14 protein-coding genes are annotated in these 13,671 nt (G+C 68.6%); 6 read left to right on the top strand and 8 right to left on the bottom strand.

What is annotated here, in order from left to right; translation table 11 throughout:
- A complete protein-coding gene (locus BN1193_RS13705; RefSeq protein WP_040167373.1) occupies positions 1-633 on the top strand; it encodes a response regulator transcription factor in 633 nt (210 codons plus the stop codon).
- On the opposite strand, the gene BN1193_RS13700 is transcribed toward BN1193_RS13705, so the two are convergent.
- From BN1193_RS13700 to BN1193_RS13690, 3 genes are read right to left on the bottom strand one after another with little or no spacing between them, the layout of a single operon-like run.
- Entirely contained in the window at positions 587-2,146 is a 1,560-nt protein-coding gene (locus tag BN1193_RS13700) for a PAS domain-containing sensor histidine kinase (RefSeq protein ID WP_040167372.1), read from the bottom strand. The two genes, BN1193_RS13705 and BN1193_RS13700, sit on opposite strands and share 47 nt — an antisense overlap.
- Positions 2,147-2,150: 4 nt before the next feature.
- The gene (locus tag BN1193_RS13695; protein WP_040167371.1) at positions 2,151-3,422 is read right to left on the bottom strand and encodes an amidase family protein; all 1,272 of its coding nucleotides are present in this window, start codon (positions 3,420-3,422) and stop codon (positions 2,151-2,153) included.
- On the bottom strand, positions 3,419-3,709 hold the full coding sequence (locus tag BN1193_RS13690) for a hypothetical protein (protein ID WP_230206508.1): 291 nt from the start codon (positions 3,707-3,709) through the stop codon (positions 3,419-3,421). Before BN1193_RS13690 ends, BN1193_RS13695 begins: the two co-directional genes overlap by 4 nt.
- 241 nt (positions 3,710-3,950) lie before the next feature.
- Here BN1193_RS13690 and BN1193_RS13685 point away from each other — a divergent pair, with 241 nt between their 5' ends.
- The 3 genes from BN1193_RS13685 to BN1193_RS13675 are packed head-to-tail and all read left to right on the top strand — an operon-like array spanning position 3,951 to position 6,785.
- The gene (locus BN1193_RS13685) at positions 3,951-5,249 is read left to right on the top strand and encodes an aromatic ring-hydroxylating oxygenase subunit alpha (protein WP_040167370.1); all 1,299 of its coding nucleotides are present in this window, start codon (positions 3,951-3,953) and stop codon (positions 5,247-5,249) included.
- Positions 5,242-5,829, top strand: a complete 588-nt coding sequence (locus BN1193_RS13680) for an aromatic-ring-hydroxylating dioxygenase subunit beta (RefSeq protein ID WP_094770527.1) — start codon at positions 5,242-5,244, stop codon at positions 5,827-5,829. The genes BN1193_RS13685 and BN1193_RS13680 overlap by 8 nt, the downstream gene beginning before the upstream one ends.
- Complete coding sequence (locus BN1193_RS13675) at positions 5,826-6,785, top strand: PDR/VanB family oxidoreductase (protein WP_040167368.1); 960 nt, start codon at positions 5,826-5,828, stop codon at positions 6,783-6,785. The genes BN1193_RS13680 and BN1193_RS13675 overlap by 4 nt, the downstream gene beginning before the upstream one ends.
- 85 nt (positions 6,786-6,870) lie before the next feature.
- Here BN1193_RS13675 and BN1193_RS13670 read toward each other — a convergent pair whose 3' ends face one another.
- The gene (locus BN1193_RS13670; protein WP_040167366.1) at positions 6,871-8,007 is read right to left on the bottom strand and encodes an aromatic ring-hydroxylating oxygenase subunit alpha; all 1,137 of its coding nucleotides are present in this window, start codon (positions 8,005-8,007) and stop codon (positions 6,871-6,873) included.
- Positions 8,008-8,124: 117 nt separating this feature from the next.
- On the opposite strand from BN1193_RS13670, the gene BN1193_RS13665 reads away from it, so the two are divergent.
- Positions 8,125-8,670 (top strand): TetR/AcrR family transcriptional regulator, encoded by a 546-nt coding sequence (locus BN1193_RS13665; RefSeq protein ID WP_195907872.1) that lies wholly within the window; start codon positions 8,125-8,127, stop codon positions 8,668-8,670.
- Positions 8,671-8,726: 56 nt separating this feature from the next.
- Here BN1193_RS13665 and BN1193_RS13660 read toward each other — a convergent pair whose 3' ends face one another.
- The gene (locus BN1193_RS13660; protein WP_052460793.1) at positions 8,727-10,046 is read right to left on the bottom strand and encodes an HNH endonuclease signature motif containing protein; all 1,320 of its coding nucleotides are present in this window, start codon (positions 10,044-10,046) and stop codon (positions 8,727-8,729) included.
- Between the two features lie 395 nt (positions 10,047-10,441).
- Between BN1193_RS13660 and BN1193_RS13655 the strand changes: the two genes are divergently transcribed.
- Positions 10,442-11,101, top strand: coding sequence for a histidine phosphatase family protein (locus tag BN1193_RS13655; protein ID WP_195907871.1), 660 nt, complete (start codon positions 10,442-10,444; stop codon positions 11,099-11,101).
- Positions 11,102-11,213: 112 nt separating this feature from the next.
- Here the strand turns inward: BN1193_RS13655 and BN1193_RS13650 are convergent, their stop codons facing one another.
- The 3 genes from BN1193_RS13650 to BN1193_RS13640 all read right to left on the bottom strand — a co-directional run bounded on the left by BN1193_RS13650 (position 11,214) and on the right by BN1193_RS13640 (position 13,597).
- Positions 11,214-11,555 carry a YdeI/OmpD-associated family protein gene (locus BN1193_RS13650; protein ID WP_040167365.1) on the bottom strand — a complete coding sequence of 114 codons (342 nt, stop codon included), beginning with the start codon at positions 11,553-11,555 and terminating at the stop codon, positions 11,214-11,216.
- 162 nt (positions 11,556-11,717) lie between these two features.
- On the bottom strand, positions 11,718-12,290 hold the full coding sequence (locus BN1193_RS13645) for a TetR/AcrR family transcriptional regulator (protein WP_052460791.1): 573 nt from the start codon (positions 12,288-12,290) through the stop codon (positions 11,718-11,720).
- Positions 12,287-13,597, bottom strand: coding sequence for an NtaA/DmoA family FMN-dependent monooxygenase (locus tag BN1193_RS13640; protein ID WP_040167363.1), 1,311 nt, complete (start codon positions 13,595-13,597; stop codon positions 12,287-12,289). Before BN1193_RS13640 ends, BN1193_RS13645 begins: the two co-directional genes overlap by 4 nt.
- Positions 13,598-13,671 lie beyond the last annotated feature (74 nt).

The raw sequence follows: 13,671 nt of genomic DNA, 5'->3' as shown, positions 1-13,671 counted from the left end.
GTGACCGCCTACCACGAGGTCGTCGTCCACGTCATCGATGATGATGACGACCACCGCGACTCCATCATCTTCCTGCTGCAGAGCGTGGGACTGACCGTCCTGACCTACCCCAGCGCGATGTCCTTCCTGGAGGAGTTCGATCCGGATGAGCCGGCCGTCGCCGTCGTCGATGTCCGGATGCCGGGCATGAGCGGACTGCAGCTGCAGGAGGAGCTCATCCGCCGCCGGTACCCGGGCCGGGTGATCTTCTGTTCCGCACACGGGGACATCTCGATGTCCGTGCGGGCCATGCGCTCCGGCGCCGTCGACTTCCTGGAGAAGCCGTACGAACCGCAGCGCCTGCTGGATGCCGTGCAGGCGCAGCTGCCGGTGGCGGCGGCCGCGTTCGATCGTGCCGCCGAGCGAAAGGCCGTGCAGGAGCGGATCGGGACCCTGACGGCGCGGGAGATGCAGGTTCTCGCCCTCGTGGTCGACGGCCTGCCGAGCCAGGCCATCGCGCAGCGCCTGGGCACCAGCGTCAAGACCATCGACGTCCACCGGGCGCACATCCGCTCGAAGACCGACGCCGAGGGGCTGGGGGCACTGGTCAGGGACGTGCTCCTGCACCGGATTCCGCTGCCGCACGATCGCTGACCTCGTCGGCGGTCGCGAGCGGAAACGCGAAGGCGAACACCGACCCGCCGGCCGCTCCGGGGCCGTGCCAGATCCGGCCGTGCTGGCGCGTGATGATGCGGTAACTGAGCGCGAGCCCGATGCCGCTGCCGCTGCTCTTCTCGGTGAACGATTCGGCGAACGGGTCGCGTGTGAGCCCCCGACCGCGGTCGGTCACGGAGAGCACGGCCTCCCCGTCCACCAGAGCGGCGGTGACGAGCACGGGATGCGCGTCCTCACCCCACGCGGCCATCTCGTCGATGGCGTTGAAGCAGAGGTTCAGCACGACCTGGCCGGTCAGGACGCGTTCGCATCGGACCGGGATCGGGACCGGATGGTGGCGGACCTCGACGGCGACGCCGGCGGCCTGAGCGCGGAGCTGGATGAAGGGCATACACTCGCGCAGTATGTCGCCGAGATCGACCACCTGCTCGATGTGCTCCAGGTGGCCGACGAAGGTGCGCAGGGTGGAGACGATGGTCGAGGCCCGATCGAGCTGACTGCGGGCGCTGTCCAGCCCGAACTCGACCGCGGCCGTTCGCTCCGGATCGCCCTCCGCGCGGTCGGAGGCCAACCGGGTCCGCGCGCCGGCGATGAAGTTGCGGGCGGCGGCCAGCGGTTGCCCGAGTTCGTGGGCGATGGCCATCGCCAGGTCCCCCATCGCGTTGTATCGGGCCAGGTAGTCCTCCTGCCGCTGCTCCAGTTCGCGGCGCGCATCGTCGTGCACGCGATCGGAGACGTCGTGCAGGAACACGAGGTAGCTCTGTTCGCCGCCGTCCTCGGTCAGGCGCTCGACGCTGCCCTCCAGCCAGGTCGCCGGTGCGGACTCGCGCGCGATCTCGAGCCGGATCGCACGCAGCGGTTCGGCGTCGTCCGCGATCCGCGACCAGCGGATCCGGACGCCGTCCGCGTACAGGGCGGCGACCTCATCGACGAGGCACCCGACCACCGTCTCCGGGCTGCGCCCCTCCGCGAGGTAGCCCAGCGCCGTGTCCGTGGCGGTGCGGATCCGTCCCTCCCCGTCCAGCATGAGCGCGATCGTGGACGTGTGACGGGTGAGGGAGGTGACGTAGCGCGCCGCGAGCCGGTCCTGCTCGTCGGTCGCGTGCTCACGCTCCAGATCGCGGTACTGCACCATGACGGCCGGCCCGTCGGCGGTGTCGATGCGCACGGCGAACGCGTCCGTGGGGATCAGGCGACCGGACTTCGAACGCAACTCCCACCGCACGCGACTCACGCCGGTCTCCAGGGCGTCCTGGAGGAGCGCGCGGGCGACCATTCGGTCGTACTGCTGGGCCAGGCCGCTGATGTGGTTGGCCCGCAGGGGCAGGAGCTCCCGCAGGTCGTACTCGAGCATCCGGCACGCCGCGCCGTTAGCCCAGATGATCTCCTTCGTGCGCCCGTCGTGGACGAGCGTGCACATGTCGGACACCTCGAACATCGCCTGGAAATCGACGGCCGACAGCCGAGCGGGGACGCGGACGGACTGCTCCATCTCGTCAGCGTACGGGGGCCCCGTCCACGACGAGCTGCTCGATCCACTGGGCGGTCCGGATCACTCCGTCTTCGTCACCGCGATGACCGATGACCTGCAGACCGAGCGGCAGGCCCTGCTGGGTGCGCAACCCCGGCACGGCGACGACGGGAAGGCCGAGCGCCTGCCACGGGCGGGAGAGGCCGGGATCGCCGGTGGCCGCGAGGCCGGGCGGAGCGGCACCCGGGGCCGCCGGGCCGAGAATGACGGTGCCGGCCTGCAACAACCCTGCCACGGTCGCCCCGGCGCGCTCGATCGTCGCCCGTGCCTCGGCGTACGCGGCCTCCGGCGTCGTCGCTCCCGTGCGCAGCAGCTCGGCCAGCGGTTCGCTCAATCGGTCGGCGCGCGCGAGTTCGGCGGCGCGCTCGCGCGCGGCCTCCCACGCCATGACGACGCGGTGAGCGTGGGAGAGATCCGCGATCAGGCCGTCGTCCGGGAACGGCTCGACGCTCACGCCGCGAGCACGCGCGGCGGCGGCGACCCCGTCGACGGCCGCGTGCATTTCGGCATCGACCTCGCCGGCACCGGCGCCGTCCCAGAACAGAAGTCGCGTCGGCGCGAGCGGTTCCACGACCGGTGTGTACGTCAGCGCGGCCCACGCCACGGCCAGATCGCGGGTTCGTGCGGCGAACACCCCGTGGCTGTCCAGGCTCGGCGCCAGACCGACGACACCGTCTGTGGGGTAACTCGCGTGCGTCATGACGAGCGCCGCCACCCCGCAGTATGCGGCCGGGCGGATCACCGACCCCGCCGTCTGCGAGCCCAGCGCGAGGGGCACGTGTCCGGCCGCGACGGCCGCCGCCGACCCGCTCGAGGATCCTCCCGGGGTGTGCACCGGGGCCGCGGGATTACGGGTGGGGCCCGGTGCGAAGTAGGCGAACTCCGTGGTGACCGTCTTGCCGAGCGGTTCGGCACCGGCGGCGCGCCAGGCGGCGACGATCGCCGCATCGCGTGCGGCCGGGGGGACGTTCGCGCGCAGGTCCGAGCCGCACCGCGTCTGATGGCGGTGCAGGTCGATGATGTCCTTCACCGCCAGGGGGACGCCGGCCAGCGGTGCGTCCGCACCCGCGCGGGGCGCATCGAATCGGTGGCTGACCCAGGCGCGCACGTCGTTCTCGGTCGCGTCGATGCGCTCCAGCGCCCGCTGGTGCGCGGACGCCGGGGTCGCGCGTCCGTCGCGCAGTTCGGCGACGAGCTCGGCCAGGGACCACGGGGCGAACAGGCCGGTCGAACTCACGCGCCGTCCTCCGCCCACTCCACATCGGCGATCCAGTACTCCTGGCCGAACGCGCTGACGTGATGGCGCCAGTCGGTGGTGCGGCGCAGGTCGGGCTCAATGCGTGCGGTCACCCGGTCGGCCGCGTCGGGGCCGTCCTCGGGGACTCCCCAGTGGACCCAGTTCAGCTCGTTGCCGTCGAGGTCATGCGTGAACAGGTCGACGTGCTTCCAGCCGTACCCGAACGTGTCGGTGTAGCACATCAGGGTCATCCGCCGCTGATCTGCGGGGATATCGAGACGCCGCATCGGTGACTCCTTACGGGCGAGACGGGTGGGCGTCACGACGTCGTGTCGGGGCGTCCACGAGTCAGGCTATGGTTCGGCGTCGACGGCGGGCAGACGGAGTGCGCCGTAGCGCCGTACAGAGAATCCCCTAGATCGGCTGGCCTCTTCTCGGCTGTCCCGGGGCGGACGGCGTCCCTAGCGTGGAATCGGGTCGACCGTGCCCCGCGGTCAGCCCGATCCGCACGTTGAGGAAGAGGCATCGATGACGATCGAGTTCACTGAGGAGAACATCTACGAGCTCGAACCGTCCGATCTCGTGCTGAGCGACCGCGTCGCCGGCCGGATGTACACGGACCCGGAGATCTTCGAGCAGGAGATGGCGAAGATCTTCGAGAAGACCTGGGTCTGGGTCGCGCACGACAGTGAGTTGCCGAAGGCCGGCTCGTTCAAGACCACCTACGTCGGTCGGCAGCCGGTGATCGTGAGCCGCGACCGCAAGGGGGCCGTGCACACGATGCTGAACCGGTGCCGGCACCGCGGAGCGACGGTGTGCGAGACGCGCACCGGGCAGGTGAACGGGTTCACGTGTCCGTATCACGCCTGGTCCTACGGGCTGGATGGCGCCCTGCGCGGTCTGCCGTACCCGGACGGGTACGAGGGGATCATGGACAAGAAGGTGATGGGGCTGAAGAAGCTGCGCACCGAGTCCTACAACGGCATGATCTTCGCGACGTTCGATCACGACGCCGAGCCGCTCGAGGACTTCCTCGGCGACGTGAAGCAGTGGATCGACCTCTTCATGGCGCAGGGCGGCGGGTACCCCATCAAGGTGATCGGCACGTTCCGGTTCACGTTCCGCGGCAACTGGAAGATCCAGTTGGAGAACACGACCGACGGCTACCACTTCCCGATCGTGCACCGCTCGTGGATGGCGACCGTCGATGCGGAGACGGCCGAGATGATGAGCTTCATGACCGACCCGGCCTCGGTCACCCACGCGCTCGGCAACGGCCATTCCGTCATGCAGATGGTGCCGGAGCACACCGATCTCGCGGCCGACGACGGCAGCGAGCCGCTGCAACCGCGCTTCGACGGACTCGTCGCGGATCTGCGTGCGAAGGGTGTGCCGGAGGAGGACGTCCGCAAGCTCGTGCACTCGATGCACGGCACCGGGTTCAACCTCAACCTTTTCCCCAACGTCTCGATGTCGATCTCGTTCTTCCGCACGCTGCGTCCGGTGTCGGTCAACGAGACCGTGATCGAGCACATCGCGATCGGACCGGACGGTCCGCCGGAGATCGTCGATCGCGTGAACCAGGAGCGCATGCGCGCCCACGAGAACTTCCAGGGTCCGTTCGGCTTCGGCACGCCCGATGACGCGGAGGGCTGGGACCGTGTGCAGCGCGGATCGGTCGGCGGCCCGGAGCTGCCGATCATGGTGAACCGCGGTTTCGCCCGCGAGGCGCAGAACGACGCCGGATGGCCGACCTCGCACTCGACCGATGAGACCGGGATGCGGTCGGCGTACCACCAGTGGAAGGACATGATGGCAGATGACTGACGCGGTCGACACGAACCCCGCGAGCCAGGTCAAGCCGGGAGCCTGGCTGACCGGTCGCAGCACCTATCGCCGTGCGCTCGACCGCGCGGCGGTCGCCTCGGACGATCCTCGCGTCGTCCGCGCGATCGACCTCGTCTCGTGGGAGGCCGAGCTGCTCGATCGCAAGGACTACCTGCCCTGGCAGGAGTTGTATTCCGCCGACGGCATCTACGTGGTGCCGATCGATCGGGAGACGGAGGACTTCGCCGCGCACCTGAACCTCATCTACGACGACGACCGGCTGCGCCGCGCGCGCGTGGTCCGCCTCACCGAGGGCTATGCGATCTCCGCCGTGGACGCGGCGACGACCGCGCGGACCGTGGCGCGCTTCGTTGTCGGTGCGGTCAGTGAGGAGGAGATCCGCATCCGCTGTGCGCAGGTCTGCGTCGCGTTCAAGCGGGGGATCCATCACGTTTGGGCGGGGGACGTCGAGCACGTCATCCGGTTCGGGGCGACGCCCGCCGACGACCGGATCGTGCTCAAGGCCGTGCGCCTCATCGACAGCGAGGACGAGCTGCCGGCGGCGGGATTCCTGCTGTGAGCGGGCTGCCCGTCCGGGTGACGGAGGTCATCGAGGAGACGCCGCAGATCCGGACCCTGCGTCTCGTCCGCGACGACGGACTGCCCTTCCAGAAGCGGTGGGAGGCCGGTGCGCACGTGGATGTGACCGGCCCGACCGGGGTGCTCAGCCAGTATTCGCTGTGCAGTGCTCCGGATGATCCGTCCGCGCTCCTGATCGCGGTCAAGCGTGAGAACGGACCGCGCGGGGGGAGCGTGGCGCTGCACGGCGTCGCGGTCGGCGACCGACTGCTGATCGGCAAGCCGCGGAACCTGCTCGGGGTCGCGGCGGACGCCGACCGGCACGTCCTCATCGCCGGGGGCATCGGTGTCACGCCGCTGCTGGCGATCGCGTACGAGCTGCACAGCCGCAACGCGGATTTCGAGCTGCACTACTTCGCGCGCGGGCGCGAGGAGGCGGCGTTCGTCGACTTCCTCGAGGAGCGTGCCGAGTTCCGGGACAGCGTGGCGCTGCACTGGGGCGTCCCGCGCGCCGAGCAGCCGGAGGCGTTCCGATCGATCCTGCCGCGCGTATCGACGCGCACGCACGTCTACACGTGCGGGCCGGACGGCTTCATGGCGGCCGTGGCGGAGGTGTTCGGCCCCGTCGTCGGCGCCGACGCGGTGCACATCGAGCACTTCGAGGCGGCCGATGTCGACACCAGCGGCGACACCGCCTTCGAGGTCGAGCTGGACACCGGGGAGTCGTTCGAGATTCCGGCGGACCAATCGATCCTCGCCGTGCTCGAGCAGAACGGCATCGAGGTGTTCAAGTCCTGCGAGGAGGGCATCTGCGGTTCGTGCGTCAGCGGCCTGCTGGAGGGGGAGGCGGACCACCGCGACAACTGCCTCACCGCATCCGAGAAGGCGGCGGGTGAGCAGATCGCGCTCTGCGTATCGCGTGCGAAGACGCCGAAGCTGCTGATCGAGCTGTATTGAGTCACGCCTCACGGCGACGCCGAGGCTGCTGATCGACCTCTCCTGATCAGCAGCCTCGGCGTCACCGTGTTACAGCGTCATCGCGTCACGGCGTGATGTCGCCCATCAGCTCGAGGTAGTGCGTCAGGCCCTCGTCGAGGCCCGACTCGCGGGTCGGGCTGTTCGGCCCCGGCACGAAGCGGATGGAACGAGCGCCGCGGGCGTTCGCCTCCGTGAGGGCGACGTCCTCACGGTTGGTGATGTCGAAGATCTCGATCACGCTTGCGGTGTCGTAGTCGACGCCCTCCACCGCGTCCTCGTGGACGAACCACTGGCACAGGAACTCGGTGGTGTCGACGTCGATCGGGTTCAGCGACATGTGGACGGCGTGGTCGGCGTAGTAGACGTGGCCGTCGAAGATCGGCAGGCTGTGCCATCCCGCGTTGAACCCGGCCGGCTGGGGCGTGCCGAGGGGCTTCCGGCAGACCCACGCGCCGTCCATGGAGAACGTCTGCATCCCCGGCTTCACGGGGAAGAAGCCGGCCGTCTCGTCGAACACGACGCACCCGTCGGCGTCGATCTCACCGAATCCGATCGGAACGTCGGCGACCGTGAACAGCGCGGGATGGGCACCGGCGCAGTGGTAGCACTCCAGGTTGTTCTCCATCATGAGCTTCCAGTTCGCCTGCACGCGGTAGCGCTCCTCGTGGATCAGCTTCATGCGCTCCGGTTCGATGAGCGCCATCGTCTCGTCGTCGATCCCGGTCAGCTGTTCGCGCGCGGATCGCTCCGGCGTGCCGAGGTGGATGTAGATGCTTCCGTGCACGACCTCGACCGCGGCTTCGTGCAGCGACCAGCGGGTCTTGTCGAAGTCCGGAATGTCGGACGCCGCCGGGGCGCCGCGCAGTTCGCCGTCGAGGTTCCAGGACCACTGGTGGTACGGGCACGAGAACCCGCGCGCCGTGCCGGTGCTGTCGGGGGTGCAGATCTGCGATCCGCGGTGACGGCAGACGTTGAAGTACGCCTTGACGGCGTCGCGGCGCGTCCGAGTGATGATGAGGCTCTCGCGCCAGAACGACGTGACGATGTAGTCGCCCGGATTCGGGATCTGGCTCGTGTGCCCGACGTACTGCCACTGGTTCTGGAAGATCTCCCGTCCTTCGGCCTCGAACAGCTCGGCGGAGACGTAGTACTCACGCGGCAGGCTCGTGAAGTGGTTCGGGTGGTGGATGACGTCGGACACGGTGCTCCTCCGGACTTGGTACATTTGTGCCAACTTGGCTCGAGCGCTAGTATGACACCGCCGCCACGAATGTCAAGATCGCGGTTCGGGAAGTGAGGGGCCGTGGGATCGGTGCGCGTGATCGACCGGGACCGGCGCGAGAAGATCATCGACGCCGCGGTCGTGGCGATCGGGAGATTCGGGCTCGCGGGCATCACGCATCGCAAGATCGCCGAGATCGCCGGAGTGCCCCTCGCCGCGACGACCTACTACTTCTCGAGTCTCGATTCACTCGTCGCCGCCGCGATCGGACAGACCGCCGCAGCCGACCTGGCGCGCCTGCGCGCCGCATTCGAGGGCGTCACCGAGCCGAGCGAGGTACCGCGCGCTCTCGCGCGATACCTCCGCGAACAGACGGTCGACCGGCGCGATGAGAGCATCGCGATCACGGAACTCTACGTCGCGACGATCCGGCGCCCAGACCTCGCCGTCATCGCCGAGGAGTGGGATGAGGCCTGGATGGGCCTGCTCGTCCCGCTGGTCGGTGCCCGGCGCGCCGCCGGTCTCACGGCCACCGTCGGCGGCCTGGCGCAGCGCGCGCTCGCGGACGACGAGATGCACGACGTGGACGAGCTCGAGACCGTCCTGAACGAGCTGCTCGGCTTGACGCCTCCCACCCCCTGATCGGCGCCGGGTTACCCCACCCGCGGCGTCGGGGGGGGGGCGGGGCGCCGGCGGGCTCAGAAGGGCGGATCGCCCGCGGGGCCCGTGGGAGCCGTGAACGTGACGGTGCGGGGAGGATGATCCGTGTAGACGGCTCCGAGGGGACTGGTCCACCGGATGATGCCGCCGGGAAGGTTGTCCGCCCGCCACCGGGTGTGGTGTTTCAGCGTGTGATGTCGACGGCAGAAGTGGCCGAGGTTGCTGATCGCGGTGGGGCCGCCGAGCGCTGCGTCAATGGTGTGATCGGCGTCGGATCGGGTGGCGGGGTGACCACAACCGGGGAAGCGGCAGCGTTCGTCACGGACCCGGAGGATGCGTCGCTGGTCCGCCGAGGGTTGGTACCGGTCGATCTCGAGGACATGCCCGCTGGTCGGATGCTGGAAGAGACGGTCCCAGCCCGGGGCGACCGCGGCGAGCGTGCGGGCGGTGTCGGGATCGATCGGGCCGTGCCCCGCGAGTTCGGCACCCGAGGCTGAGGCGCCGGTGAGGACGGCGGCCGGAATCGTGACCTGCACGTGCGCGCGGATCGACGTCAGTCCATCGCCCGCGGTGGCGGGATCGGTCGTGAGCAGGAGGTCGCAGAACACGTCCGCTGAGATCTGAGCCAGTGTGCGATCGTCTCCGGCGTGGGCCGGGTCGTTCCGGCGCCGCCGCTTGATGCTGAGAGCGTATGCGTGGATGCGGTCCGTCAGAGCCCGGGCGAGCGCGGTGGGCAGATGAGCGTGAACATCGCTCATCCCATCCTCTCCATCCGCCACGCTGATGCACCGCCGGGCGCGGGCGGCGCGGTGGCGCTCGTCGATGGGCGAGTTCCGGGACGCTTCGGCCGACATCCTGATGCGAGACCGCAGGCGGCCGGGGGAGGAGTGCTGCGCGAGCGGCACCGCTTCCGCTTCGAATGCGTCGAGGAGCGCCGGGTCCTCGATCGGGAATCCGGTGTGCAGGATGACGCGCGCATGGCTCATCGAGATGCTCCCCGCCTCCAGCGCGGCGTGCGTGCGGGGGAAGCGGTGGACGAGTGCGGTGGCATCAGCGACTTGCGCTTGGATGACGCGGTCGCTGAAGCGGAGGGCAGTGCCGAGTTCGGCGCTTACGTCGCGGATGATCAGCTCATGTTCCCGTGCCTGAGCGGACGCGCTCTCCGCCCGGCACTCAGCGACGTCGGCGACGGCATCGAGGACGGACGCTCGCCGCGCCTGCAGGCGCGCGATCTGCCGATCGATCCTGACCGCGTCCCGGACGAGTGCCGCGAGCCGGCGGTCCGAGCCGCGCCCGAATGACCCTCCGGCGGGGACCCACGGGTCGTCCGCCGCGGGCGGGGCTGGTTCGGATGTCATAACTTCATTTTCACCCTCAAGGCGATCATAATTTCGAATGTCAGTGCATTATCCGTAGATTTTCTCGACATCTCCTTGTCCCGATGTTTGGTTCCCATTGCTCGCACAAAGGAGGCAAAGGCGGAGGGCGACGAGAACATATATACGAATTCACGCCCGATGCGTGACGTTCCGCTCGGCATGCAGGGCGAGTCAACCTGCCGGGCGAAACGCTCATGGGACGAGAGGCGTTCATGTGACTAAAGGATGTGCGAATGTGGCGGGCCCAGCCCTCGTCAATACCGTGAGCAATCAGCGCCTGTGGGTCACCGCCGCGGGTTCCGATCACAAAGAAGTGAGATGAGGAGTGACCGATGTCCCTCGCTAATCCGGTCCGCCGTGCCCAGTGTGCCACGGTGGTGTTGCACATCGTGCGTCATGGCGAGACGGAGTCGAACAGAAATGGCCTCATGCTGGGTTGGTGGGATGCCCCGCTGACCGAGAAGGGTCGGGCTCAAGCGGCCGCGGCGGGACAGGCGCTCATCGCCGAAGACATCGATGTGGCGTACACCAGTGACCTCGGGCGAGCCTCGCAGACAGCGAGGCTGCTTCTGGATGAGCAGCCGGACAAGATCGAACTCATCGAGGACGAGAGACTGCGTGAGTTCTCCTTCGGTGGGTACGAGGGCCGTTCCGAGGAGGACATGGCTGCCGTGTACCTCGAGCTCGGTCTGTCATTCGACTCTCCACCCGAGGCGTTCGCGGCGATGACGAATGCGGAGTTCGCTGATGCTGTGGCGAAGACCGATCCCGAGGGTCTCGCGGAAGGTTGGGAGGCGATCAGTCACCGGCTGAAGGAGTCGCTCGACGAGATCGTCGCAGCGGCGCAGGCCGATGGCCATGGCACAGTGCTCGTGGTCTCGCATGGTTGGTCGATCGCGGCAGTCGTCGAGCTCCTTGCGCCCGACGACTGGGAGACCGAGCTGTGGGACGCGATTTCGAACGGCTCCATCACGACTCTCGAGTACCGAGACGGGGCCTACCATCTCGTCGGTGTTGAGGAACCCGCGGCGTGACGGCCCCGCATCCGGCTCAGCCCGACAGGGAGGCGTGAAGCTCCGCCTGCAGGGCGTCCGCGTCGACGCCGCCATCCTCGCAGCACCCTTCGATCACGCCCGACCCAGCGCCTCAGCGATCCCAGCCCAGTGCATGCCTGCCGGCATCCGTCATCCTCCCCTCGGCGTCCAGACGCTCAGCGATCGCGATGTTCCGGGCCGATGTGGTCCCTCTCGTCCGACGGGGAGTGAACCGCTGCAAATACGACCAGCGGTCGTTGCCGCGTCGGCTGCTCTCGCTCCAGCCGTACGCGATCCCGGCCTCGAGCAGGTCGTGGAAGCTGATCGACGGACGGCCGCTTGACGTCTTCTCCAGCCGCACCCACACGCCGGGATGCGCGTCATGGTGCTCGTCGAGCCACGTCCACAGGTCCTCGATCGTGCGGAACGCGATCGTCTCGAGATCGTCGGTCATGCCAACGACGATAGTTTCCGGGCGGACAATGCACTTCCACCGGTGTGGATCTCGCCCCCGGGAAGCGACAGCGTTGGTCCCGCGACACCTCCTGGTGCTGGGAGATGGCGTTCTATCGCCCGCATGAGAAACCGGGGAGCGCAGCATTGATGAGAACCCGGCTCAGCCCGACAGGGAGGCGTGCAGCTCGGCCTGCAGCGCCTCCGCGTCGACGGGGCTGCGCTCCATCAGGCCCTGCTGAAGGAAAGCGGTTCCGATGCCCATGACGGCGAGGGCTTTCCCACGGCCCAGGGTCGGCTCGAGCAGACCCAGCCACGCGTTCTGCCACTCGAGGGAGACGGCGCGGATTCGGTCCGAACGCATCGCCGCACCGAACAGCTCATGGGCCAACAGCGTCTCTCCGCGGAGGGCCCGGTCGACCGTGTCCACAGCGAGATCGGTGAGTTGCCGCTCGATCGAGGCCCGCGTGATCGGTTTCGGCAGGCGGTCCGTGATCGCATCGATCTCACGCTGGATGAGCAGGCCCAGGCCGCTCGCAGCGAGGTCATCGAGAGAGGTGAAGTAGTAGGTCGTCGCGGACAGCGGAACGCCGGCCTCCTGCGCCGCTTTGCGGTGCGTGAGGCCGGCGATGCCGTCACGGTCCATCACACGGATGGCCGCCTCCACGAGCTGTCGCCGCCGCGGCTGAGCATCAGCGGCGCCGGTGGCAGACGGAGCGGCGGCGTCCTGGGTCATTCGTCCATCTCACCACGGATGCGCTCGCGCAACGTGCCGGGAGCGTACTCGGTCTGCATCAGGCCGCGGCGCTGGAGCTCGGGCACCAGCCCGTCGAACACCCCGTCCAGATACGCCGGGCTCATCAGGTGGGCGGCGACGATGAGGAACCCGTCGCCCTCGACCTCGGCCATGACGGCCTCCATCTGGTCGGCGATCTCCGCCGGTGTGCCGTGGTAGCCCGTGCCGTGTCCGGAGTACCACTCCATCACCGCGTCGCGCAGGGGGACGCCGCGGCGAGCGGTCTCGCGCAGCTCCTCGAACATGCCCTTGTACGCCTTGGGCTCCAGGTCGAGCGGGAAAGGCTCGTCCAGCGGCAGCTTTGTGAGGTCGGTCTGCGTCATGGCGGACCACGAAGCCAGGGCGCGGCCCAGCTCCGCGTCGGTCGGAGGTGCCGGAGGAGTGCCGTCCGGCGTCGTCGGAGTGACGTGCACGAACGCCGCCCACGTGACCTTCACGTCGTCCGGGTTTCGTCCGAAGGCCGCCGCTCGCCGCCGGATGTCGTCGCGGAACTCCTTCATGGCGGCCGGGCCGAGCTCGGAGGACTGGAACACCACGTCGGCGTTCCGGGCGGCGAAGTCTCGGCCGCGCTCGGACGCGCCGGCCTGAACCAGGAGCGGTCGGCCCTGGGGGGAGCGGACGCTGTTCAGCGGGCCCTTCACCTTGTAGAACGCGCCCTCGTGGTCGATCGAGTGCACCTTGTCGGCGTCGGCGTAGGTGTTCGTGTCCTCGTCGCGGACGATCGCGTCCGGCTCCCACGCGTCCCAGAGCTTCTTGGCGACGTCGACGAACTCGTCCGCGCTGTCGTACCGGACCTCCGGCGGCGGCATCTCGTCGAGGCCGAAATTACGGGCGGAGTCGAGATCGGCGCTCGTGACGATGTTCCAGCCGGCGCGGCCGTTGGAGAGGCTGTCGATCGTGGAGAAGGCACGGGCGAGCTGGTACGGGTGATTCCACGATGTCGAGGCGGTGGCGACCAGTCCGATCTCGCTCGTGGACCCCGACAGGCGGGCGATGAAGGGGACGGGGTCCTGGTAGATCGTCGTCGTGTGTTTCAGGGCGGCCTCCGGGGTGCCGCCCATGGACGTGGTCAGCCCGGACACGTCGCTGAAGAACAGGAAGTCGAACTTCGCCGCCTCCGCACGTTGGGCAACCTGCTCGTGGAACTCGCCGTTCCACCAGTCGCCACCGTTCAATCGGTCCGACAGCGCCCACCAGGCCGGCGGGGCGAAGTCCGAGAAGAACGCGAAGTGAAAACGATCGGTCATGGAAATCCCTTCTGGTACGTACGTACGAGCACACTGTATGGTCAACCTATTGTCAACAGCGGGAGTTGTCCAAC

Origin of the sequence: Microbacterium gorillae (assembly GCF_000826185.2) — a bacterium.
In the GTDB taxonomy this organism is placed as follows: domain Bacteria; phylum Actinomycetota; class Actinomycetes; order Actinomycetales; family Microbacteriaceae; genus Microbacterium; species Microbacterium gorillae.
The sequence above is the reverse complement of the archived record's forward strand: the minus strand, read 5'-3'. Positions and strand labels throughout refer to the sequence as shown.

Coding starts and splice junctions, on each gene's coding strand:
- BN1193_RS13700 (WP_040167372.1), bottom strand. CDS start 2,146: ATGGAGCAGTCCGTCCGCGTCCCCGCTCGGCTGTCGGCCGTCGATTTC.
- BN1193_RS13690 (WP_230206508.1), bottom strand. CDS start 3,709: ATGCGGCGTCTCGATATCCCCGCAGATCAGCGGCGGATGACCCTGATG.
- BN1193_RS13685 (WP_040167370.1), top strand. CDS start 3,951: ATGACGATCGAGTTCACTGAGGAGAACATCTACGAGCTCGAACCGTCC.
- BN1193_RS13680 (WP_094770527.1), top strand. CDS start 5,242: ATGACTGACGCGGTCGACACGAACCCCGCGAGCCAGGTCAAGCCGGGA.
- BN1193_RS13660 (WP_052460793.1), bottom strand. CDS start 10,046: ATGACATCCGAACCAGCCCCGCCCGCGGCGGACGACCCGTGGGTCCCC.
- BN1193_RS13650 (WP_040167365.1), bottom strand. CDS start 11,555: ATGACCGACGATCTCGAGACGATCGCGTTCCGCACGATCGAGGACCTG.
- BN1193_RS13645 (WP_052460791.1), bottom strand. CDS start 12,290: ATGACCCAGGACGCCGCCGCTCCGTCTGCCACCGGCGCCGCTGATGCT.
- BN1193_RS13640 (WP_040167363.1), bottom strand. CDS start 13,597: ATGACCGATCGTTTTCACTTCGCGTTCTTCTCGGACTTCGCCCCGCCG.